The 21,936-nt window shown below is 65.6% G+C and carries 18 protein-coding genes and 1 other RNA gene; 11 read left to right on the top strand and 8 right to left on the bottom strand.

The window, feature by feature from the left end; all coding sequences use genetic code 11:
• Positions 1-170 precede the first annotated feature (170 nt).
• Positions 171-614, top strand: coding sequence for an acyl-CoA thioesterase (locus EC845_RS07305; RefSeq protein ID WP_123297948.1), 444 nt, complete (start codon positions 171-173; stop codon positions 612-614).
• A gap of 21 nt (positions 615-635) precedes the next feature.
• On the opposite strand, the gene EC845_RS07310 is transcribed toward EC845_RS07305, so the two are convergent.
• The 5 genes from EC845_RS07310 to EC845_RS07330 all read right to left on the bottom strand — a co-directional run bounded on the left by EC845_RS07310 (position 636) and on the right by EC845_RS07330 (position 8,314).
• The gene (locus EC845_RS07310) at positions 636-1,298 is read right to left on the bottom strand and encodes a hypothetical protein (protein ID WP_148077268.1); all 663 of its coding nucleotides are present in this window, start codon (positions 1,296-1,298) and stop codon (positions 636-638) included.
• A gap of 236 nt (positions 1,299-1,534) precedes the next feature.
• The gene (locus EC845_RS07315; protein ID WP_123296709.1) at positions 1,535-2,533 is read right to left on the bottom strand and encodes a peptidase; all 999 of its coding nucleotides are present in this window, start codon (positions 2,531-2,533) and stop codon (positions 1,535-1,537) included.
• Positions 2,530-5,685: a glycosyltransferase gene (locus EC845_RS07320; protein ID WP_199739750.1), complete on the bottom strand. Its 3,156-nt coding sequence runs from the start codon at positions 5,683-5,685 to the stop codon at positions 2,530-2,532. Before EC845_RS07320 ends, EC845_RS07315 begins: the two co-directional genes overlap by 4 nt.
• A gap of 229 nt (positions 5,686-5,914) precedes the next feature.
• Entirely contained in the window at positions 5,915-6,547 is a 633-nt protein-coding gene (locus tag EC845_RS07325; RefSeq protein ID WP_123296713.1) for a flavin reductase family protein, read from the bottom strand.
• 81 nt (positions 6,548-6,628) lie between these two features.
• Complete coding sequence (locus tag EC845_RS07330) at positions 6,629-8,314, bottom strand: NAD(P)/FAD-dependent oxidoreductase (RefSeq protein WP_123296715.1); 1,686 nt, start codon at positions 8,312-8,314, stop codon at positions 6,629-6,631.
• Between the two features lie 145 nt (positions 8,315-8,459).
• Here EC845_RS07330 and EC845_RS07335 point away from each other — a divergent pair, with 145 nt between their 5' ends.
• Both EC845_RS07335 and EC845_RS07340 read left to right on the top strand, forming a co-directional pair.
• Positions 8,460-8,804: a DOPA 4,5-dioxygenase family protein gene (locus tag EC845_RS07335; RefSeq protein WP_123296717.1), complete on the top strand. Its 345-nt coding sequence runs from the start codon at positions 8,460-8,462 to the stop codon at positions 8,802-8,804.
• Positions 8,805-8,825: 21 nt separating this feature from the next.
• The gene (locus EC845_RS07340) at positions 8,826-9,458 is read left to right on the top strand and encodes a trimeric intracellular cation channel family protein (RefSeq protein ID WP_123296719.1); all 633 of its coding nucleotides are present in this window, start codon (positions 8,826-8,828) and stop codon (positions 9,456-9,458) included.
• A 34-nt stretch (positions 9,459-9,492) separates the two neighbouring features.
• Here the strand turns inward: EC845_RS07340 and EC845_RS07345 are convergent, their stop codons facing one another.
• Positions 9,493-10,530, bottom strand: a complete 1,038-nt coding sequence (locus EC845_RS07345; RefSeq protein WP_123296721.1) for a YbhN family protein — start codon at positions 10,528-10,530, stop codon at positions 9,493-9,495.
• A gap of 41 nt (positions 10,531-10,571) precedes the next feature.
• Positions 10,572-11,849: a cardiolipin synthase ClsB gene (gene clsB, locus EC845_RS07350; RefSeq protein WP_123296723.1), complete on the bottom strand. Its 1,278-nt coding sequence runs from the start codon at positions 11,847-11,849 to the stop codon at positions 10,572-10,574.
• A 168-nt stretch (positions 11,850-12,017) separates the two neighbouring features.
• On the opposite strand from clsB, the gene rnpB reads away from it, so the two are divergent.
• The 6 genes from rnpB to EC845_RS07380 all read left to right on the top strand — a co-directional run bounded on the left by rnpB (position 12,018) and on the right by EC845_RS07380 (position 18,017).
• An RNA gene (rnpB, locus tag EC845_RS07355) (RNase P RNA component class A) lies at positions 12,018-12,335 on the top strand.
• Positions 12,336-12,489: 154 nt separating this feature from the next.
• Complete coding sequence (locus EC845_RS07360) at positions 12,490-13,032, top strand: MarR family winged helix-turn-helix transcriptional regulator (RefSeq protein WP_233597973.1); 543 nt, start codon at positions 12,490-12,492, stop codon at positions 13,030-13,032.
• Between the two features lie 4 nt (positions 13,033-13,036).
• Positions 13,037-15,166, top strand: a complete 2,130-nt coding sequence (locus tag EC845_RS07365) for an FUSC family protein (RefSeq protein WP_123296726.1) — start codon at positions 13,037-13,039, stop codon at positions 15,164-15,166.
• Positions 15,163-15,375, top strand: a complete 213-nt coding sequence (locus EC845_RS07370) for a DUF1656 domain-containing protein (protein WP_123296728.1) — start codon at positions 15,163-15,165, stop codon at positions 15,373-15,375. The genes EC845_RS07365 and EC845_RS07370 overlap by 4 nt, the downstream gene beginning before the upstream one ends.
• Before the next feature lie 81 nt (positions 15,376-15,456).
• The gene (locus tag EC845_RS07375) at positions 15,457-16,446 is read left to right on the top strand and encodes an efflux RND transporter periplasmic adaptor subunit (protein WP_123296730.1); all 990 of its coding nucleotides are present in this window, start codon (positions 15,457-15,459) and stop codon (positions 16,444-16,446) included.
• Positions 16,447-16,448: 2 nt separating this feature from the next.
• Positions 16,449-18,017, top strand: a complete 1,569-nt coding sequence (locus tag EC845_RS07380; protein WP_123297952.1) for an efflux transporter outer membrane subunit — start codon at positions 16,449-16,451, stop codon at positions 18,015-18,017.
• 30 nt (positions 18,018-18,047) lie between these two features.
• On the opposite strand, the gene ilvA is transcribed toward EC845_RS07380, so the two are convergent.
• On the bottom strand, positions 18,048-19,604 hold the full coding sequence (gene ilvA / locus EC845_RS07385) for a threonine ammonia-lyase, biosynthetic (protein ID WP_123296732.1): 1,557 nt from the start codon (positions 19,602-19,604) through the stop codon (positions 18,048-18,050).
• A 545-nt stretch (positions 19,605-20,149) separates the two neighbouring features.
• On the opposite strand from ilvA, the gene EC845_RS07390 reads away from it, so the two are divergent.
• Positions 20,150-20,599, top strand: a complete 450-nt coding sequence (locus tag EC845_RS07390) for an OsmC family protein (protein ID WP_123297953.1) — start codon at positions 20,150-20,152, stop codon at positions 20,597-20,599.
• A gap of 329 nt (positions 20,600-20,928) precedes the next feature.
• Positions 20,929-21,918 (top strand): porin, encoded by a 990-nt coding sequence (locus EC845_RS07395; RefSeq protein ID WP_123296734.1) that lies wholly within the window; start codon positions 20,929-20,931, stop codon positions 21,916-21,918.
• Positions 21,919-21,936 lie beyond the last annotated feature (18 nt).

Here is a 21,936-nt window from a genome sequence, read left to right on the forward strand (position 1 = left end):
GGCCCTGGGCCAAGCCGGTGCGCGGGACTTCCGACCCCCCCTCATAACAAGACCGGAAGTGTGGAGTGGACAATCTGCGTTTTTTCGCGGGCGGCCGCGAAGGGCCGGTGTGCCGATCCGGCGCCTGGTTTTTTCCGCCCGCACGGCTTCATTTCAGATTGCGTGCTCCCATGGTCTATACCAACGATATGCTGACCCAACTGCCGACCGACAAGGAACTGGTGCTCAAGGTGATCCCCATGCCGGGCGATTGCAATGCCAATGGCGACATCTTCGGCGGCTGGGTGATGGCCCAGGTCGATCTGGCCGGCTCGGTCATCCCCGCACGCTATACCGGCGGGCGTTATGCCACCGTGGCGGTCAACGAGTTCATCTTCAAGCAGCCTGTGCGGGTGGGCGACCTGCTGTCTTTCTTCGGCGACATCGAGCGCATCGGCCGCACCTCGATCACGGTCAAGATCGAGGTCTATGCCGAACGCATGCACGACCAGGGACGCGTGATCAAGGTGACCGAAGCGCGCCTGACCTATGTGGCGATCGACGACAAGGGGCGGCCGAGGGCGATACCGAGGCCGTTAGAGGGTGGTGCCCAGACCGCTACGGGTGAGCCGTAACCGCTTTTTGGGACTGGCTTCTCAGAGGTGGCCTCCGAGGATGAGTGCCGACACGATGTGTTCGGTCTCTTCGGGGTTCAGCAAGGGGCCGAGGGCCTCGATCCGGTGGCGCAGAAAGGCTGCATGGTCTGGGGGCTGCACATGTTTGAGCTTGGCGACGAAGTTTTTTCGAATGAAGTCGTTCATGGGCAGCAGGCTGTGAACGATGGAGCCATCCGTCTGTTGACGGCAGTGGGGGGTATCGGGAAAAGCGCGTACGGTCGAATAGTAATGAAAGACTTCGGGAAAAAGGTGTTCGAGCGACTCGAAGCTGTATCCCTGGGCGATCACACACGATGCCACCAAACTCTCGTCGTTGGGGGCGAGACGATCGAGGCTCTGCAGCTGTTCATGGATGGTCATGCGCAGTGTTCTGCAGGCGTCTAGCGCACGATCCGAGATTCGCAGCAGTGGAAAATCGCAGCGCCAGGGTGTGGCGCAGAACGGCGCCACCGTTTCATGCCAGCGCCAGTGCGCGCTGGCCGGGCGGATGTGTTTGGCCAGCAGGTCTTCAGGGCGCACCCGGCAGGCGTCAAAAAACGCCTCGGCATCGAGGTGAAGGCCGACATCCGATTCGATCAGCCAATAATGTGTCGCCGATTGTCCACGGTTGCGAAGGTGGGCCTGTAGCGCCAGCAGCGCCAAGTCGCCGCAGCGCCATGCCCAGTCCCCAGGCAGCCCGATCGAGGGGATCAGACAGTCCGGCTGGATTGTCGCGACCGTTCCCAGGCGTTGTGCATCTTCAAGGGCCTGTGCGGCAGGACGGGCCTGAGGGTCGAGCAGGAAGACGACTTCGTCGAAGCAGGGGCAGAGCTGGTGTGCGAGCGCAAGTTCGCGTGGGCCGATAGATGCGCAGCGCAGGCCGATGGCGGAAGTCCCCATTATTTGCTCCCGGATGCACCGGCTGCTCGGCAGATGTCGGCATCGAATGTGTCCGAGCGCTGAAGCTCTTCTGGCCAGTTATAGAGCGGAAGTCGGCGTTCGATGGCTTGCTCGCGGCTGGCCACGGCCAGGGATTCGAGCGTCGTACGCAGATAGCGTGCGCCCTGCATCCCTCTGGATGTGATGACGGGCCGATCGTCGCTGTAGCGCAAGGCGCGCATCGTGGTCGGCAAAACAAGGGGGGCTTCGCCCGAGAGCTTGCCCTGGCGGCGCCAGAAGGCCGATGCCCCGTAGCTTTGCGTCATTGCTTGTCCGCACTGTGCGTCGCCATGGCGTTGCTGGTCTCTGTCGATCTTTGTGTCATCGATGAAAAACGTCTCGCTCCAGCGTGCCATGCCTTCGAGATAACCGCGAGACTTGAACATCGTGTAGCCGTACTGGTAAAGATGGAAGAGTTCGTGAGCGGGGGTGATGTTGCTGCTGGGCTCAACCTGGCTGTCGATGAAGATCTTGATGCCACAAGGCAGACCGGGGTCCGTGCGGCTGCTTTTTTCGTTGACCACTTCGTCGAAGGCTCGTCCATTTCCGCTATCGAGCTTGACGACAAATACATTGATCCGGCTGGCCAGTTGGTAGCGCGGCTGGCGCAAAGGGGGGGTCAGGCCCAGTACGTCGTCGTAGACCTGCTGTGCGGTGGCCAGTTGGAGGATGAGGTCGTCGATGCGGTCGGGTATGCCGTTGCCATCGCGGTCGTCCTTCGATCCGATGGCATGCGGGCCCTGGGTGGCATAGCGAATGTGGATGTTCCCGTGTACCCGGGTGTGCACCAGGCTGTCCAGGGCGTCGAAGGTGAGCGAGCGGCATCGCCCGGGTTTCGTATCGAGGGGTGGCACGGCCTGCGCGGGCTGCAACACAGAGATCCAACCTGCCAGCAACAGTGTCAGGCAGACCGGTGTTGCCTTGGATTGTCCGCAGAGGGGCTGGCGTGTGGCGCTCATGGGCCTTCCACCATGGCAGCGGCTGTGGGTTGCAGGGCAGCGTTGGGGGCGAGTGAAGAGGACTTGCGCTCGGCGAGCAGCCGTGTCATGTCGGCATGCCAGTCCCGCCACTTGTCCGCCACACGGTCGTGCGAAAAGCGGCGAACGGATTCCAGTGCAGCGGCGCGCATCGATTGGCGCCGTGCAGGATCGCGCAACAGCTCGACGACAGCCCGTGCGAGGGCCTTCGTGTCACCTGGCGTGATCAGCAGGCCGGCGTTGCGGCCCTCGAGCAAGTCGCGTGGCCCGTACTTCACTGCAAAGGCGACCAGCGGGCAACCGTGGGCCTGGCATTCCAGGCCGAACAGCGGGAAACCTTCTTCCTTGGAGCTCATCACGGCCAGACTGGCTTGTCGATAGACACTGGACACGTCTTCTGCGTAACCATGGATGTGGACCTGTCCAGCCAGCGCTGGCGTAGCGTGTACGCGCTGGGCCAGCTCGTCTTGAAGTGCACCCACGCCATAGGTGTGCAGCTCGGCATGCGGGAGTTGCTTGACGACCTCTTCGAAGGCGTCGAGCAGCAAGTGATGCCTTTTTTCGCTGGCATAGCGTGCCAGGTAGATGACACGCAGGCCCTGCGGATCGAGCAAGTCCAACGCCTCGGTTTGCTGAGCGGCGATGGGGTGGGGGATGTGCAGCAGTTTGGCGGCGGGAACGCCCTCGGTTGTCAGGTCGCCGAACTGTTCTTCAGTGAGGGACACGATGCGGTCGCTGCAGCTCGGCTCCTGAATCAGATGGCGGTAGCTGCCCTTGTAGCGGCCATCCTCGAGCACATGGGTGTTGTGGAGCACGGCCGTCAGCGTGTGGTGGATGTGTCGGTTGACGGCGCTGTGACGCAGGCGCCGATACATCTTGTTTTTGTCGACGATGAAGTGCCAAGCGTTTCTGCGGTCGAGATTGACGGCCATCATGGCGCAGACGAAGTCGCCCTCACTCGGATAATCCACAGGCTGGTCGTCGATGGCATGCAGGCGGACGGTAGCCAACCGGGCCGGATGGCCAGGCTTGGATGCATACGTCTTGCGCAGCACGACGTGTTGACCGTCGATGACGAAGTCCTCCACCAGCAGGGGTCCGGTGCGTGACTGGCGGTAGCTGCGTCGTGTCAATGCGCCATGGGGCGTGGACATGGGAGCCGATTCACTGATGAAGTCCTCCGGCGCATCGGTCGGATGGGCAGGCAATGGCCCGACCAGACCGCTCGCGTGCATGCGCGTCAGCCATTCGTAGACATTGAAGACGGTACAGGCTGCCGGCAGTTTTTCACTTCGCTTGAGGTTTTCGACATGGGCTTGCAGGCCGGGGTTGAAATTGCTGGTGAGAATGTCCGCCGGTATGCCGAGGTCGCGATGGAACAGGCGAGCGCGGCCAACCCCGGAAACCTCGATGCCATTGCCCACCGCACGCAGGTTCTCCTGCAGGAACAAGACCCGGGCGGCTTCGCCATCCGACTTCGGATCGCATGAAGGCGCAGGCTCTGGCCGCACGCTGCTGGCCGTTTCGCCGACGCGGGGTCGGTTTTTTGCTGGGTTGGACTCGACGTCCTTGGCGGGCTCCGGGTGTGCGGGGCGGGTTTTCGTCTGCCGCAGGTACTTCCAATACGCAACATATCCCGAGAGATAGTGTTCCACGTCGTCGATGCGGACTCTGAAGCTGTGGTGGCGAATGAAAAAGCTGCCGACGATACGGGCTGGATTCTTGAAGAACAAGGCCAACTCGGGCCAAAAATGCCCGTTGAGCAGGTACCGTGCCCGGAATTCAAGGGCGCGGTGGAATTTGTCCAAATCGAATCCCCTGAGCAAAGCGGCACGCTGCGGGTCGGACTGCATGCGTTCGATCATCTGCCGTGCGGCCATCATCAGCTCGAGCAGGGTCGGGTAGGTGGTGATGCGCTGCAGCACGAAGTCCAGATGGTCACGGACGTTGTCGAGGCCGAATCGGTAGTAGCGTTCGTCGGGTCGATACAACGTGAGTTCGTTGACGCAGTAGCTCAGCCAATGGTCGTGGGCTTTCCAGTGCTTGGCCGCGATGAAATGTTCGAAGGCGCGTTCCACACAGGCCAGCCAGCGGCCGTCTTGCGTCAGACCGTACAGTCGCATCAGGCCAAAGGCAGCTTCACCGTCGTAGTAGATGATGCGCTGGCGTTCCTTGACGCTGAGGTCGGGATGGTTGAGGACGTGCACAAAGCTGCCGTCCTGCTGTTGCAGGTGCAGCACGCCGAGCGCCAGTTGCTCCAGCAGGGGCAGATAGCGCCGATCGTCGGTGAGCTCGGTGTATTTGACGAAGGCCAGGATGCACACGGCGTTACCACCGAGTTTGATTTCGTTGCCGGTGTCGACCAGAAATGCTGCTTGTGTTCCATCGGGCAGCGTGGTGCGATGAATCAGCCGTCGGTCCAGATCGTCCAGTGCTCTTTCGATGGCTTTGCGCTGGCTTGTTTCGCCCGTGAGTTCCCACCCTTCGAGCAGCGCGTAGGTCGAACTGGCGTGGCGCAGGGTGTTGTAGGTCGGGATGGGTTTGTCAAAACAGGGAAACCAGCCGTAGTGGTAACGGCCTGAGGGCTGGATTTGGTCCGCCAGGTACTGCGTGGCCGACTTCACCCGCTCAATGACTTGTTCCTCGCCCCACTGCGGCAACTTGCGGTAGCCGCGGAAGGGGCCCTCGCTTTCGAGTTCGACACACGACTGACCATCCGAAAACACCGCGCGCGTGCTGAAGATCCAAACCGGTGTGTCGTCCATGGCTGGCCAGGCCAGCTCGCGGTTGTAGCGTTGCCGACCGTAGGCCTTGAGGTTGGCTGCGTTCGGCGAACAGTTGTCTTCGCGGATGTCGTAGAGCAGGGCATTCGCGCCCAGTTCGTACTCCAGCATGGCCGTCTGGCAAGCTGCGTCAAAAGCGATGCCATGGGGGAAGTAGTTGCGTTTGCTCTGGCCCAGCATGGCCTTGAGCGCTTGCCAGTCGAGCATCTTCAACTCGTCGACCCGATCGATGCGCAGCCAGGCGGCTTTGAGTTTGGCCTGTGTCACGAGCCGGTGTAGCTTTTGGGCACCATCCAGCCAAGCCTGATCGAAGGTCTTGGCACGTACGCTCAGCGTCTGGGCCCGCGACATGGAATCGCTGACTGAGAAAAACAAGACGCATGACCCGCTGTCGGTCACGGATAAGCCTTGGACCGCATCTCGCGTATGAGCCAGCAGATGGCTGATATTCAAATCGAACTCTCCTCAAGAACACGCCTTGGCATTGCCATTGTTCTGCGAGCAGCGATTGAAGTTGCAATCCTGCTCATGCCCCCTGATCGTTCAGCGCAATCATAGGGCATCGACTGGCCGTGGAGATTCAGTCCCCGGTGCGGGGCCGCCTCATTTTGAAGCGTGTTTCGGGAATGATTTCGAAGTAGTCCGCCGGCCCGCCGGCCCGCAGAATGGTGTGGGTGGCGGCCGGGTCGTAGATGCCCTGGTCGAGCGCGGCCAGGGCGATGTGGACACCCACCACTTCGCCCAGAACCAGCCAGGTTTCGACCGGTTGCCCTGCGGCGCTCTGAAGCTGGATCAACTGGGTGAGCTTGCACTCGAAGGACACCGGGCTTTCGGCCACGCGCGGGGCGGCCACCAGGCGCGAGGCGGCGGGCGTCAGGCCGGCCAGTGCAAACTCATCGACCTCGGGGCCGACGGCTGCCGAACTCGCGTTCATGGCTTCGGCCAGCGGCCGCGTGGCCAGGTTCCAGACGAACTCGCCCGTGGCCTGGATGTTTTCGACGCTGTCTTTCCAGCCCACGCTGGCAAAACCCACGATGGGCGGCGTGTAGTTGAAGCCGTTGAAGAAGCTGTAGGGGGCGAGGTTGAGCGAGCCGTCGGAACTGCGTGACGAGATCCAGCCGATGGGGCGCGGCCCCACGATGGCGTTGAACGGATCGTGCGGCAGGCCGTGGCCCTGGGCGGGTTCGTAGAAATGGATGCTGGCGTCGGTCATGGTCGGGTCGGTCGGGGAAACTCGACCCCCATGCTAACGGCAGGCGCGCCGTTCTGCATGGATGCACGCGCCGCCTCGGGTTCAGCCCAGCAGGCTGCGCGCCACGCCTTCGGCGATCTTGATGCCGTCCACGCCGGCCGACAGAATGCCGCCCGCATAACCTGCACCCTCGCCGGCCGGAAACAGGCCACGCACATTGAGGCTCTGCAAGTCCTCGCCGCGGGTGATGCGGATGGGCGAGGACGTGCGGGTTTCCACACCGGTGAGAATGGCATCGGGCATGTCGAAGCCCTTGATCTTCTTGCCGAAGGCCGGGAAGGCTTCGCGCATGGCGGCGATGGCGTAGTCGGGCAGGGCCGCATGCAGGTCGCCCAGGTTCACGCCGGGCTTGTACGAAGGCTGCACGCCGCCGAACTCGCGCGAGGGCACCCCCGCCACGAAGTCGCCGACCAGTTGGCCTGGCGCACGGTAGTCGCTGCCGCCCAGTTCGAAGGCCCGGGTCTCGAGGCGGCGCTGCATCTCGAGTCCGGCGAGCACGTGGGGCCGTCCATGCGCTTCGGGCGGCACATCCTCGAGCAGGCCGTAATCGAGCGGGTAGTCCGACGGCTCGATGCCGACGACGATGCCCGCATTGGCATTGCGTTCGTTGCGCGAGTACTGGCTCATGCCGTTGGTCACCACGCGGCCCGGTTCCGAGGTCGCCGCCACCACCGTGCCGCCCGGGCACATGCAGAAGCTGTAGACGGCCCGGCCGTTGCTGGCGTGGTGGACCAGCTTGTAATCGGCCGCGCCCAGCAGCGGGTGGCCTGCGTGGCGGCCCCAGCGCGCGCGGTCGATGACGCCTTGCGGATGCTCGACCCGGAAGCCGATCGAGAACGGCTTGGCCTCGATGTAGACGCCGCGCCGATGCAGCATCTGGAAGGTGTCGCGTGAACTGTGGCCCAGCGCCATGACCGCATGGTCGGTGCGCAGTTCGTGGCTCTGGCCGGTGGCGAGGTCCAGCACCTGCAGGCCGCGCAGGCGCTGCTGGCCCTCTTCGCCGGGCTCGAGCAGGACGTCGGTCACGCGTTGCTCGAAGCGGATCTCGCCGCCCAGGGCCGTGATCTGCGCGCGGATGTTCTCGACGACCTTGACCAGCTTGAAGGTGCCGATATGGGGGTGGGCGATGTAGAGGATCTCGGGCGGCGCGCCGGCCTTGACGAACTCTTCCATCACCTTGCGGCCGAGGTGGCGGGGGTCCTTGATCTGGCTGTAGAGCTTGCCGTCCGAGAAGGTGCCTGCGCCGCCTTCGCCGAACTGCACGTTCGACTCGGGATTGAGCACGCTCTTGCGCCACAGGCCCCAGGTGTCCTTGGTGCGCTGGCGCACCGTCTTGCCGCGCTCGAGCACGATCGGCTTGAAGCCCATCTGCGCCAGCAGCAGCGCGGCGAAGATGCCGCAGGGCCCGAAGCCCACCACCACGGGCCGGGGAGCCGCCAGCGCAGCGGGGGCCTGGCCCACCGGGTAGTAGGCCATGTCCGGCGTCGCGCGGATATGGGCGTGGTCGGTGTGCCGCGCCAGCAAGGCCGGCTCCAGCGCCTCGTCGGCCAGCGTGACATCGACGATGTAGACCACCAGCAGATCGGCCTTGCGGGCGTCGAAGCTGCGCTTGTGCACATGCACACGGGCCAGCGCGGCGGCATCCACCCCCAGGGTGCGGGCGGCCAGTTGGGCCAGTTCGCCCTCGGGATGGTCGAGAGGCAGCTTGAGTTCGGACAGGCGGATCATGGGGGGAACAGTCTTGCGGGCGGATCGCAGAGCGATCGAAGGCTCGTGGTCATCGAGCAGGGGGCACGATTTTAAAGGCCCCTCGCTCGAAGCGCCAGGGCTTGCGGGTAGCATCGGGGCCGTGTGCCCCTCCTGGCTTGCCGACATGACTGCCTTTCCCCAGAATCTGTACGACCGATACCACGCTCACGTCTACTTCGATGCGCAGACCGTGGCGCAGGCGCGTGCCCTGTGCCAGCGCGCAGGCGAACGGTTCGATGTTCAGGTCGGCCGGGTCCATGAACGGCTCGTCGGGCCCCATCCGTGCTGGAGCTGCCAGCTGGCTTTCGGGAAAGAAACGTTCGATGCGCTCATTCCGTGGCTCGAGGCCCAGCGCGGCGGCCTGGACGTTCTGGTGCATGGCGACACCGGCGACGACCTGGCCGATCACACCCTGCACGTGTCGTGGCTGGGGCGTGCGCACACGCTCGACGTGTCGCGTTTTCTCTGACCGCCCGAGCCGGCCGACATCATGGATATGCTGAGTTTCATCTACCTGGTGGCCATTGCCGCCGAAGCCGCTTCGGGCGCGATCATGGGCATGCGGCGCAACATGGACCTGTTCGGACTGTGTTTCATCGGGACCGTGACCGCACTGGGCGGCGGTTCGGTGCGCGACATGTTGCTGGGCCACTATCCGCTGGGGTGGGTCGCCCACCCCGAATACCTGGCCTTCACGATCGGTGCCGCGGTGGCTGCCGCCGCGCTGGCCCGCCAGGCCTATCGCGTCAAGGGCGCATTCCTGCTGCTCGACGCCATGGGACTGGTGGCTTTCACCGTCATCGGCTGCAATATCGCGGCCGAGGCCGGTGTGCATGTCGTCATCGTGGTGCTGATGGGGCTGATCACCGGCATCTTCGGCGGCCTGCTGCGCGACGTGCTGTGCAACCAGGTGCCGCTGGTGCTGCGCCGCGATCTGTACGCCTCGGTCTCGCTCGTGACCGGCGTGATCTACGTCGGACTGCAGCAGGGCGGCATGGCACAGGGTCAGGCGATGCTGGCCGCGCTGGTCGTGGGTTTTGCCATGCGCATGCTGGCCATCCGTTTCAACTGGGCGTTGCCGGTCTTCAAGGCCGAGCACGTGCGCGGTTTCGACGAGGACTGAACCGGCCGATGCGAAGGAGGCCTCGGCCGGGCGCTCAGTGCCGGCCTCGCCATTCCATCCACGCAAACGCCAGTCCGGCCAGCAGAAGCGGCGCAAAGAAATACATCGCACGGTAGGCCAGCACGGCGGCCAGCGCTGCCGGTGCGGGCATGTAGGCCGACAGCACGGTCGCCCCCACGGCCTCGAGCACGCCCAGGCCGGCCGGGATGCGCGAGATCAGGCCGGCCATGGCACCGAGCAGCACCACGGCCAGCGTGGCGGCATAAGGCGCCTGCTGCTGGGTGAGCAGCCAGATGGCCGCGCCCATCGTCATCCAGTTGACGACCGACACCGTGGTCTGCAGCACGGCGGCTTGCCAGCTCGGCATTGGAAACGTGCGGCCTCGCACGGCCAGCGGCTCGCCCTTGCGCCAGGCGCACAGCACCACATAGGCCAGCGTCAGCCCGGCCAGCACGCCGCCGATGAGGCGCAAGGCCTCGGGGCCGACATGCCATTGCTCGGGCAGTTGCGGCGACCAGGCCCAGAACACGGCACCGGCCAGGACAAAGTAGCCCAGCCAGTTGGTGACGATGCTCAGGCCCACGATCTGTCCGATCTTGCCGACGCTGACGCCACGTTGCGAGTACAGCCGGTAGCGCACCGAGACCCCCCCGATGATGGAGCCCAGGTTGAGCGTGAAGGGATAGGCGACCAGCGTGATGCCCATGGTGCGCGGGACCGACAGCGCGTGCCGGGTGTAGTGCCGCCCGAACAGGTCGAACGTGCCGTAGATCAGGTGGCTGGCCGCGCAAGCCAGCGCGCCGCCGGCGAGTGCCAGGGTGGGCAGGTCGGTGAAGGCCTGCCAGACGGCTGCCCAGTCCACGCCCCGTGCCTGTCGCACGAGCAGCGCGACCACCAGCAGCATGAACAGTCCGGCCAGCGTGCGGATCAGCCAGGGCCACCAGGGACGCGCCTGCAGGGCCTTCCAGCGGCCGGCGAGCGAGCTCGGACCGGCATCGGCCGACGGTTGCCTTGCGCCGTTGCGGCGCGATGCGGATTCTGCCGCCGTGACGGTGGGGGCTTGGGGCGGCATGGTGGAGTCTCGTGACGTAGGGCGGATGGGAGGGCAGTGTGTCAGGTCGCGGCTGCGCGTGCCGCGGTTTCTTCGTCGACCGTGCCGCCGTCCTCGGCCTGCACGCGCGCCAGGGCAATGGTGGGTTTGTGGCGCGGCAGCCATCCGGCCCAGGTCGGAAACCAGCGCAGCACGTGGAACACGCAATAGCTGCGCACCAGCCGCAGGCCATGCCATCGGCCTTCGGGCTCGGGCACCACCGGCGTACAGCTGTGCTTCATCAGCCGGTCGAGGTTTTCATGGAGGGTGGCGTTGAAGGCCCGGTCGCGAACCACGATATTGGCTTCGAGGTTGAGCGAAAGACTCAGCGGATCCAGATTGCTCGAGCCGATGGTGGCCCACTGGTCGTCGACCAGGGCCACCTTGCCGTGCAGCGGCCGGTCGCAGTACTCGTAGATCTTCACGCCGGCGCGCAGCAGATGGTCGTACAGCAGCTTGGCCGCCGTCTTCACGATCGGCATGTCGGGCTCGCCCTGAAGGATCAGGCGCACGTCGACGCCGCGCAAGGCAGCCCGGCGCAATGCGCGGATGAAGCGGTAGCCCGGAAAAAAATAGGCGTTCGCGATGATCACCCGCTCGCGGGCCGTGCGCAGCGCGGCCTGGTAGTGGCGCTCGATGTCGTTGCGGTGGCGGTGGTTGTCGCGCGTCACGAACAAGGTCTCGACGTCGCCTGCGGGTTGGGCGTCGCGGCCCAGGTTGCGGTTGTCTTCCCGCGGCGATTCGCCGATCGCGCGGAACACGAATTCACGGATGCGCTGCACCACGGGTCCGCGGATGGCCGTGGCATAGTCCTGCTTGGCCGTGGGCCCGAAGTCGGCCAGGTGGTCGGCGCCGTAATTGATGCCGCCGATGAACGCCAGTTCGCCGTCGACCACCACGATCTTGCGGTGCATGCGGCGCAGCACATTGATGCGTTTGCCCATCACCTTCTGGCCGGGATCGAACACCCGGAACTTGACACCGGCCTGGATCAGCTTGGCGATGAAGCCCCGCGAGAGCTCATAGGAACCGTAGCCGTCGACCAGCACATGCACGTCGACGCCGCGGCCCGCGGCGTCGAGCAAGGCTTCCTGAAGCGCCGCACCGACCTTGTCCTCGAACAGGATGAAGGTCTCGAGCACCACTTCGCGCTGCGCGCTCTGAATGGCTTGGTTGACCGCGGGGAAGAACTCCTCGCCGTTTTCCAGCAGCTTCAGGCTGTTGCCGGCCGTCCAGCGCGAGTTGTGCCTCTGGAAGCGTTGGCGCCAGGCAGCGGCGGGTCGGGTCGGGGCATGGGGCATGGTGGTGTCTGCACGGCGCGGAGCACGCGCCGGTCCGGAAACTTGCATGATCCGATTATGGAGATCGGCCTTGCGGCCTCTTGTAGGACGGCCGAGCACGCTGGCGTGTGACCCGAAGCCGGCCCGCCTGGCCCGGTGGGGGCCCCGGATCGGCGATAATGCGCCCGTGAAGCACGCCAGACCGCCGCTGGTGCAATCATGGAAACATGGCACTGGAGGAACGTCCGGACTGCGCAGGGCAGCGTAGGAGGTAACACCTCTCCACCGCGAGGTGAGGATCAGAGCAACAGAGACGAGCCGGTTCAGTCCGGGTGAAACGGGCAATCTCTACGCGCAGCAATACCAAATAGGTGGACATCGAGGCGGCCCGCTGAGTCCACGGGTAGGTAGCACCGAGCCGGGTGGCGACATCCGGCCCAGATTAATGGCGGTCACATGGCGGGCAACCGTCGTGCACAGAATCCGGCTTATCGGCGTGCTTCACACTAACTTGTTGTCATCGAACACGAATCGAGCGTCTGAAGACCTGCCGTGCAGGATATTCGGCTTGTCGCTATAATAGATAGCAAGCTAACTATTTAGATGATGGCTATCCGATGCAAGGCGTGCAGGTCTGTGCGGATGGCCGAGGAAAACCGCCATGTCCCTGTCGCTCTCCGCTCTCTCCAACGCCTCGCCCCGTGCAGCCGCCCTCATGTCGCTGAGCATGACCCTGGGTGTCCTGCAGCGTGGCTACCGTGCTGCGGCCGACAAGGCGGTGAGCGGATTGGGCCTGTCGCATGCGATGGCCTGGCCGCTGGTGTTCATCAGCCGTTTGGGAGGCGGGCTGCGGCAGGGGGTTCTGGCCGATGCCATGAGCATCGAGGGACCGTCGCTGGTGCGTTCGCTCGACCAGTTGGTCGAAGCCGGCCTCGTCGAGCGACGCGAAGATGCGCTGGATCGCCGGGCCAAGACCTTGCATCTCACCTCGGCAGGCGAGCGGGTGTGTGCCGAGATCGAGGAGGCGCTCAACACCCTGCGCTCGACCCTGTACGACGGCGTCGACGATGCGGACATCCAGGCCTGCCAGCGGGTGTTCGACACCTTGACGCATCGCCTGGGCATCACCGCGCCCTCGGTGCCCGGGGTGCCGGTGCAGTCGGCTTCCGCGGTGGATTCCCGGCCGGTCAGCGCCAAGGACTGATGCCGTGGCCACCTTGACTTTGCCGCGCTACACCCGCGCGGAACTTGTTTTTTCCGGCAAGAGTTTTGCCGCCGCCATGCTGGCCATGTATCTGGCCAGCCGGGCCGGTCTGCCGCGGCCGTTCTGGGCCTTGATGACGACCTACATCGTTGCGCATCCGCTGGCCGGTGCGGTGCGGTCCAAGGCCCTGTTCCGTTTCGGCGGCACGCTGGTCGGCAGCATGGCGGCTCTGCTGCTGGTGCCGGCGTTGGTGAATGCGCCGGAACTGCTCAGCCTGGCCCTGGCGTGCTGGGTGGCGCTGTGCCTTTATGTGTCTCTGCTCGACCGCACGCCGCGAGCCTATCTTTTCATGCTCGCCGGATACACCGCGGCGCTCATCGGGTTTCCGGCAGTCACCACGCCCGAGCTCATGTTCGACACGGCGATCGCCCGCGTCGAAGAGATCGGCCTGGGCATTCTGTGCGCTTCGGTGGTGCACAGCATCGTGTTGCCCGCCAGCCTGGCGCCCAGCGTGCTGGGCCTCATGGACCGCACGCTGGCCGATGCGCGCCGCTGGCTCGGCGACCTGCTCGACCCGCTGCGCACGGCGCCCATTTTGCCGGGCTCGGCCGATTCCAAGCTCACTGCCGACCGCCGCCGGCTGGCTGCCGACATCACGCAACTGCGGCTGCTGTCGACCCACGTGCCCTTCGACACCACCCATCTGCGCTGGACGGCCGGCGCCATCCGCGCCATGCAGGACCGTGTGGCCGCCCTGACGCCGATGCTGTCGGCTGTGGAGGACAGGCTCCGGGCCCTGCAGGACGCCTCGGGCCAGTTGCCTGCCGATGTGGCCGCGCTGCTGACGCAAGCCGCCCGTTGGCTCGAACAGCAGCAGACGGCCGGTGCAGCGTCGGACGATCCGAGAGCAGGGCGGCAGGCGATGACGCCTGCGATCGAGGATTTCTGTGCCGCCGCGCAGGCACGCGCCGAGCCCGGCCGTCCGGGCAGCGAGTGGCAGTTGGCCCTGCGCATCGGGCTGGCCCAGCGGCTGGCCGAACTGGTCGACAACTGGTGGTCGTGCGGCCAGTTGCGCCGCGACATCGACTCGGGGCTTTCGGGTGCTGCCGTGCCGCTGCGCCGGACGGCCGAGCTGGGCAACCGGGTGTTGCACCGCGACCGCGGCATGGCGCTCCTGTCGGCCTTGGCCGTGGTCATCGCGGTGGGCCTGTGCTGTCTGTTCTGGATCGTGACGGCGTGGCCCATGGGCTATGTGGCGGCCATGATGGCGGCGATCTTCAGCTGTTTCTTTGCCGCCATGGACGATCCGGTGCCCGCCATGCATGGCTTTCTGAAGTGGACGCTGTGGTCCATTCCCCTGTCCGCCCTGTATGTGCTGATCCTGCTGCCGCTGGTTCAGGATTTCGGCATGCTGGTGTTGGTCTGCGCCCCCCTGTTTCTGGTCCTGGGCCTGTACATCGCCCGGCCCGCGACCTTCGGCATCGCCATGCCGCTGTTTTTCGGCGTGGCCGGCACGCTGTCCATGCATGACACGGCCAATGCCGATCTCACCAGCTTTCTCAACTTCATGGTGGCCGAGGCGATCGGCGTGGTGGTCGCTGCCCGGGTGGCCCGGCTGATGCGCTCGGTCGGAGCGGCCTGGAGCGCCCGCCGCATCCAGCGCGCGACGTGGCGCGAACTCGGCCATATGGCCGAAGCCGGCCGGCCGCACGATCCGTCCTACGCCGTGCGCATGCTCGACCGCATCGGCCTGCTGGCCCCGCGTATTGCGCAGGCCGGCGGCACGGTCGAGGGTGTCGTGGCCCACGACGCCTTGCGCGACCTGCGCGTGGGCACCGACATCGCTGCGCTGCAGCGTGCCCGTGGCGTTCTGCCTGCCGAGCCTCTGGACGCCCTGATGCGTCAACTGCACCGGTTCTTCATCGACCGGGCCGAGGGTGGTGCGCCAGGCGTCCCGCCCGCTGCGCTGCCCTGCCTCGACCGCCTGCTCGCGGAGTTGCTGCGCGCTCGGCCCGTGCCGGCCGGCGAGCGCCGCCGTGCCCTGGCGGCGCTGGTCGGTCTGCGCCGCAACCTGTTTCCCGACGCGCCGGCCGACTGGGCACCGGCGCCGTCTCTTCAAGGAGTCGCCCCATGATCGGAGAAGCCGCCGTCGACGGCCTGTATTTCCCCTGGCTGATGCTGCTCGCCCTGGCCGCCCTGCTCGTGAGCTGGGGCGTGCGCAGGCTGCTCGCCGCCAGCGGCTTCTATCGTTGGGTGTGGCATCCGGCGCTGTTCGATCTGGCCCTGTACGCGCTGCTGCTCTGGGGCCTGAGCAGGCTCAGCGGAGCCTGGCAGGCCGGCTGACGCCGCCGGCTCCTTGCATGGCCCTGCGCGGGTGGCCCCTGCCGCCCGCCGCCCCCGTCTTTTTCAGGAATCGAGAACAACATGGCTTCATCATCCAAAACAACGACATCGCCCGCCTGGCTGCGCCCGGCCGTGCGGGTGCTGGTCACCGCACTGACCGTGGCGCTGGCCGGCTGGGCGATCCTGCAATTGTGGGATCACTATGAACGCGCGCCCTGGACACGCGACGGCCGGGTGCGTGCCAACGTCGTGCAACTGGCACCCGATGTCTCCGGTCTGGTGACCGCCGTGCATGTCGGCGACAACCAGCATGTCAAGGCGGGTGATCTGCTGTTCGAAGTCGATCGGGCCCGTTATCTGCTGGCCGTGCGCCAGGCGCAGTCGGCACTGGATGCCCAGCGCACCGTGCTGAACCAGGCGCAACGCGAGAACAGCCGCAACAGCGGTCTGAGTGCGCTGGTTTCGCGCGAAGTGCAGGAACAGACCCGCAGCCGCGTGGAGCAGGCGCGCGCCGCCGTGGCGCAGGCCCAGGTCGCGCTCGATACGGCCGAACTCAATCTGGCGCGTGCCCAGGTCAAGGCACCCAGCGATGGCATCGTCACCAATCTCGATCTGCGGCAGGGCGCCTACGCGACCGCAGGCCATGCCGTGATGGCTCTGGTCGATCAGGACCACGTGTATGTGGAAGGCTATTTCGAGGAGACCAAGCTGCCGCGCATCCAGCTCGGCGACCGCGTGCGCGTGACGCCCATGGGCAGCGAGACGGCCCTGACGGGCACGGTGCAGAGCGTGGCGGCCGGCATCGCCGACCATGACCGCACGACGGGCGCCAATCTGCTGCCCAGCGTCAACCCGACATTCAACTGGGTCCGCCTGGCGCAGCGCGTGCCGGTTCGCATCCAGCTCGATGCACGCGAAGGCAGGCGACTGGTGGCCGGCCAGACCGTGACGGTGCAGGTCATCGAGGGCCGTCCGCAGCCGTCGAACGACCCGCAGGGACAGGTTTCGGGGGAGCCGGCAGCGGCTGCCTCGTCGATGGCCGGCCAGGTCCGGCCCGCAAAGGGAGGATGACCATGACCGTGTCCACTCCCTCCGTGATTCAGACGGCCGTACGCGCCGGGTCCCGCCGTTTCCGCGGCGGTCCGGACCGGCTGGCATCCACAGCCGCCCGGCCCACTGCCCTGCATCGCTTGCGCCGGCTTGTTGCTGGCCTGGGCGGTGCAGCCGTCACGGCCGCTTTGCTGGCCGCGTGCTCGACACCGCCTGTCGGCCCGGACTATCGCCAGCCGCCCGAAGCCGTCGCCAGCCAGCCGCACGCTGCATTGCCATTCGAACAGGCCTCGACCCCGGGGGGCGGCTCCCCTGTCTTTGCCGCGCAGCCCTTGCCCGATCATTGGTGGCGTCTGTACCAGGACGACCGTCTCGATGCGATCGTGCAGCAGGCCCTGGCCCACAACACCGACCTGCGGGTGGCCTTGGCCCATCTGGAGAGCGCACAGGCCCGCATCGACGAAGCCGAGGGCGGAACCCGGCCCACGGCCAGCGTGTCGGGCGGGCCCAGCTACGGCCATGTCTCCGGTCTATCCGAGCTGCAGCCCGGTTATGTGCCCCCCAACGCCTATCACTACAGCGCCGGCGCCGGCCTGTCCTATCAGGTCGATCTGTTTGGCCAGATCCGGCGAGGCATCGAAGCCGCGCAGGCGGGCGGGCAGGCCGCGCAGGCTGCCGTCGATCTCGCCCGCGTCAACGTGGCAGCCGCCACGACCCGCGCCTATCTCGACATCTGTTCGGCCAATCTCCGGCTGGCTTCCGCGCGCCGTTCGCTCGCGCTCCAGCAGGAAGCCCTGGGCGTCAACGAACAACTGCAGCAGGCCGGCCGCGCCGCCTCGATCGATGTCTCGCGGGCGCGCAGTCAACTGGGGCAACTCGAAGCCGCTCTGCCGCCCTTGCGGGCTCAGCGGCAGGGCGCGCTCTACCGGCTGGCGACACTCAGCGGTCGACTGCCGCAGGACTTTCCGCGCGAGGTTCAGGACTGTGCCGCGCCGCCGGCCATCGCCAGCCAGATCCCCGTCGGCGACGGTGCGCAACTGCTGCGCCGCCGGCCCGACATCCGGCAGGCCGAGCGGCAACTGGCCGAGGCCACGGCACGCATCGGCGTGGCCACTGCGGACCTCTATCCCAAAATCACCCTCGGCCTGTCCGCTTCATCGGCCGGATTGGCGAGCGGTTTTGGACGAGGCGACACTTTTTCCTGGAGCCTGGGCCCGCTGGTGTCGTGGACCCTGCCCAACACCGGCGTCGCGCAGGCCCGTATCGCCCAGTCGGAGGCCGGCACGCGTGCCGCGCTGGCCACCTTCGACGGCACGGTGCTCAACGCCCTGCGCGAGACCGAAACGGCGCTCAATGCCTATGCGCAGGAGCTGGACCGCCGAGCCGCGCTGCAGGCCGCACGCGACCAGGCCGCCGAGGTGGCCGATCAGGCGCGCGCGCTGTACCGCGGCGGGCGAAGCGGCTATCTCGATGCGCTCGATGCGGACCGTGGACTGGCCACGGCCCAGGCCGCGCTGGCCGCTTCCGATGCACAACTGGCCGACGACCAGGTCACGCTGTTCCTGGCGCTGGGCGGCGGCTGGCAGCCCTGAGCGCTCCGGCGGCCTCGGGGCCGTCCGTGCTCACTGGGGCTGGCGCAGAAAGAGCTGGTAGACCGGGTTGTCGGTCTCTTCTTTGTGGGGATAGCCCAGGTCCGACAGGAATTGCTTGAAGGCCTTGTTGTCGCGCTTGGGCACCTGCATGCCGATCAGCGTGCGGCCATAGTCGGCGCCCTGGTTGCGGTAATGGAACAGGCTGATGTTCCAGCCCGGCTGCATCGACGACAGGAACTTCAGCAGCGCGCCGGGCCGCTCGGGAAACGTGAAGTTCAGCAGCCGCTCGTCCTGGGCCAGCGGCGAGGGGCCGCCCACCATGTGGCGCACGTGTTCCTTGGCCAGTTCGTCGTGCGTCAGGTCGAGCGCCTGGAAACCCTTCTTGTTGAGGTAGTTGGCGATCTTGACGTTCTCGCCCTTGCCGCTCGTCGACAGGCCGACGAACACATGCGCCGCCTGGCTGCTGCCGATGCGGTAGTTGAACTCCGTCACATTGCGCGGTGCGCCCGGCAGTTGCTCGATGGCTTCGCAGAACCGCCGGAAACTGCCGCGCTCCTCGGGGATGGTCACGGCAAACAGCGCCTCGCGTTCTTCGCCCACCATGGCCCGCTCGGCCACGAAACGCAGCCGGTCGAAATTCATGTTGGCGCCGCACAGCACGGCGGCGAAGGTCTGCCCCTTGAGCTTGTGCTGGGCCACATACTGCTTGATCGCCGCCACGGCCAGCGCGCCCGACGGCTCGACGATGCTGCGCGTGTCGGTGAAGATGTCCTTGATGGCCGCGCACACGGCGTCGGTGTCGACGATCACGTAGTCGTCGACCAGTTCGCGGCTGATGCGATAGGTCTCTTCGCCCACCAGCTTCACCGCCGTGCCGTCCGAGAACAGGCCCACGTCCTGCAGCGTGACGCGCCGGCCTTGCTCGACCGAACGGACCATGGCGTCGGAGTCGCTCATCTGCACGCCGATGACCTTGATCTCCGGGCGCAGGGCCTTGATGTAGTTGGCCACGCCTGAAATCAGGCCGCCGCCGCCGATGGCCACGAACACCGCATCGAGCGGCCCTTGGTGCTGCCGCAGGATTTCCATGGCGATCGTGCCCTGGCCGGCGATCACATCCGGATCGTCGAACGGGTGGATGAAGGTCAGCCCATGCTTGGCCTGCAGCTTGGCCGCGTGGTCGTAGGCGTCCGAGTAGCTGTCGCCTGCCAGCACCACCTCGCCGCCCAGTCCCTTGACGGCATCGACCTTGACCTGCGGCGTGGTCGTGGGCATCACGATCACCGCGCGCGTACCCAGCTTGCTGGCGCCCAGCGCGACGCCTTGGGCATGGTTGCCCGCCGAGGCGCAGATCACGCCCTTCTTCAACTGGGCGGGGGAGAGGTGTGCCATCTTGTTGTAGGCCCCGCGCAGCTTGAAGCTGAAGACCGGCTGCTGGTCCTCGCGCTTGAGCAGCACCCGGTTGCCCAGACGCTGGCTCAGCTGGCTGGCGAGTTCCAGGGGGCTTTCCTGGGCCACGTCGTAGACACGGGCGGTCAGGATCTTCTTGAGATAGTCGGCGGGCGTGAGGTGGGTCTTGCTGCTCATATCGGGGTCTCGGCGCAGGGTCGCCTGCGAGCGAGGCCGGTCTTTCGGGTTGGATGACGGGGAGGGCGAAGCCGACCGTAGCGGGTGCGGCTTCATGGCAGCCGTCACCGTTGCGCCGAGGCGGGGGGCGGCTTCCAGGTCCGCGCAGATGTCGTTTGGACCACCCCGCATCATAAAACCTCGTGCCCGCGAGGGCATCCGCGGCCCGAGAGGCCCAGCGTGCCGCACATCATCCGGAAAGCGGACGAAAAAAAACCCGACTCGTGAGAGTCGGGTTTAAATCCACCATTGGAGGGTGGAGGAGACAACTGGGGCATCACCGGGTTTCCACAAAATTCTGAAAATTCGGTAATGCGATGGAGCTAAGTATAAACCCGTGTTTTTTGCAACGCAACATCTTCTTTCGGCCACGGAATGGTCCGGGCATCGCTGTTGCGTGAAACGCACAGACCCGACTCTTGTCACAATACGGGCCTCGCGGATCCCCGGTCGGGATCCTCTTCAGATACCTGTACGGAACAAGCGGAGTCGCCATGAGCAACACCATGGAATGCAGTGTGAGCTGGACGGGGGCCTCGGGCACCCGTTCCGGCATGGGTTTTGTGGCGGAGACCGGGAGTGGCCATGTGGTCGCCATGGACGGCGCCCCCGATGCGGCCAAGCCCGAGAACGGCGGACGCAACCAGGCCCCACGGCCCATGGAACTGCTGCTGGCCGGCGCGGGCGGTTGCACGGCCTACGATGTGGTCCTCATCCTCAAGCGCGGTCGCCACGACGTGCGCGGCTGCACCGTGCAGATCCAGGCCGAGCGGGCCGAGGTCGACCCCAAGGTCTTCACCCGCATCAACCTGCACTTCGTGGTCACCGGCCGCGGCCTGCCGGCGGCAGCCGTGGAGCGCGCGATCCATATGAGCCACGAAAAATACTGCTCGGCCACCATCATGCTGGCCAAGACCGCCGAGGTGGGCACCAGCTTCGAGCTGCGCGAGGATTGATCGAACGTGGCGTCCACGCCACCTCGCGTGGAGTCGAGAAAGTTGCGTCAACTCGTTGTCACACAAGGTTTGTAGGTATTGACTGACACGGGCGAGGCTTGCATTGAGGCTGGTTTCGAAGGTGCGTCAAAAGGCTGTTGCACAGTCGCAACAAATCGCTTGGGCCATGTCCAAAAGGCTTGGCCAAATCGCAGTGGGTCTGTTGCAATAGCATCAACTTCCGAAAAGGAGGTTGGCCCGGGGTACCGGTGTTGCGGGGATTTGCACCAAGTGGCGAGCTCTGCATCAAAGGCGCCGGCGCCCCATGTTTAACCTTGGAGAATTCTGTAATGAAAAAATCCCTGATCGCCCTGGCCGTGCTGGCCGCTTCCGGCGCCGCGATGGCTCAGTCGTCCGTTACTCTGTACGGCCGCGCTGACGTGAACTACACCTGGGACAACTACGGTACCCCCGGCTTCAAGCAAAACTCCGGTGGTCTGGGCGGCTCGCGCATCGGCTTCCGCGGCGTGGAAGACCTGGGCAACGGCCTGAAGGCTGGCTTCGTGGTCGAAACCGGCTACAACGTTGACTCCACCTCCACGGCTACCAGCCTGGGCAACCGTCAATCGTTCCTGTCGCTGTCCGGCGGCTTCGGTGAACTGCGCTTCGGCCGTCAGTACACCCTGAACGACGTGTTCGCTGGCACCTACGGCGGCGCCCATGGCACCGTGTGGAGCAACGCTGGTACCGTGATTTCCTCCAACGGCACCCGCAACAGCAACGCTGCGACCTACATCTCGCCCAACTTCAGCGGCTTCAAGGTCACTGCACAAGCTGCGACCAAGGAAGAGTACACCGACGCAGTTGGCGGCGGCAGCCGTGCTCCCTACGCCCTGGGTCTGGACTACGCAAATGGTCCCGTCGGCATCGGCTTCACCGCTTCCAAGAACGGTGTTGCTGGCGATGACGCCATCTACCAAATCGGTGGTTCCTACAACTTCGGCCCCGTTGCTCTGATCGCTGCTTACGAGTACGACAAGAACAAGGACGACGAAGCCGCTTACACCGCCGGTGTGAAGGTTCCCCTGGGCGCCACCACCATCCGCGCCACCTACGGCGTGGTTGACCAAGCTTCCGCAGCCTCTGGCCGTAGCGGTTCGCAATCCCTGTTCCTGGGCCAAAAGGTCAAGGTTGCAGGTCTGGGCGCCGACTACAAGCTGTCCAAGCGCAGCACCGTGTACGCTGGCTACGCCTACGTGAAGGGCGAAACCGGTTCCGCTGCTACCGACGGCAAGAAGACTCTGAACCAAGTCATCGTTGGTTTCGACCACTGGTTCTAAATTCCGCGCAGGCCTCGT

This window comes from Comamonas sp. BIGb0124 (assembly GCF_003752175.1).
In the GTDB taxonomy this organism is placed as follows: domain Bacteria; phylum Pseudomonadota; class Gammaproteobacteria; order Burkholderiales; family Burkholderiaceae_C; genus Comamonas_F.

Coding starts and splice junctions, on each gene's coding strand:
- EC845_RS07305 (WP_123297948.1), top strand. CDS start 171: ATGGTCTATACCAACGATATGCTGACCCAACTGCCGACCGACAAGGAA.
- EC845_RS07315 (WP_123296709.1), bottom strand. CDS start 2,533: ATGAGCGCCACACGCCAGCCCCTCTGCGGACAATCCAAGGCAACACCG.
- EC845_RS07320 (WP_199739750.1), bottom strand. CDS start 5,685: ATGTCGCGGGCCCAGACGCTGAGCGTACGTGCCAAGACCTTCGATCAG.
- EC845_RS07325 (WP_123296713.1), bottom strand. CDS start 6,547: ATGACCGACGCCAGCATCCATTTCTACGAACCCGCCCAGGGCCACGGC.
- EC845_RS07330 (WP_123296715.1), bottom strand. CDS start 8,314: ATGATCCGCCTGTCCGAACTCAAGCTGCCTCTCGACCATCCCGAGGGC.
- EC845_RS07335 (WP_123296717.1), top strand. CDS start 8,460: ATGACTGCCTTTCCCCAGAATCTGTACGACCGATACCACGCTCACGTC.
- EC845_RS07340 (WP_123296719.1), top strand. CDS start 8,826: ATGGATATGCTGAGTTTCATCTACCTGGTGGCCATTGCCGCCGAAGCC.
- EC845_RS07345 (WP_123296721.1), bottom strand. CDS start 10,530: ATGCCGCCCCAAGCCCCCACCGTCACGGCGGCAGAATCCGCATCGCGC.
- clsB (WP_123296723.1), bottom strand. CDS start 11,849: ATGCCCCATGCCCCGACCCGACCCGCCGCTGCCTGGCGCCAACGCTTC.
- EC845_RS07360 (WP_233597973.1), top strand. CDS start 12,490: ATGTCCCTGTCGCTCTCCGCTCTCTCCAACGCCTCGCCCCGTGCAGCC.
- EC845_RS07370 (WP_123296728.1), top strand. CDS start 15,163: ATGATCGGAGAAGCCGCCGTCGACGGCCTGTATTTCCCCTGGCTGATG.
- EC845_RS07375 (WP_123296730.1), top strand. CDS start 15,457: ATGGCTTCATCATCCAAAACAACGACATCGCCCGCCTGGCTGCGCCCG.
- EC845_RS07380 (WP_123297952.1), top strand. CDS start 16,449: ATGACCGTGTCCACTCCCTCCGTGATTCAGACGGCCGTACGCGCCGGG.
- ilvA (WP_123296732.1), bottom strand. CDS start 19,604: ATGAGCAGCAAGACCCACCTCACGCCCGCCGACTATCTCAAGAAGATC.
- EC845_RS07390 (WP_123297953.1), top strand. CDS start 20,150: ATGGAATGCAGTGTGAGCTGGACGGGGGCCTCGGGCACCCGTTCCGGC.
- EC845_RS07395 (WP_123296734.1), top strand. CDS start 20,929: ATGAAAAAATCCCTGATCGCCCTGGCCGTGCTGGCCGCTTCCGGCGCC.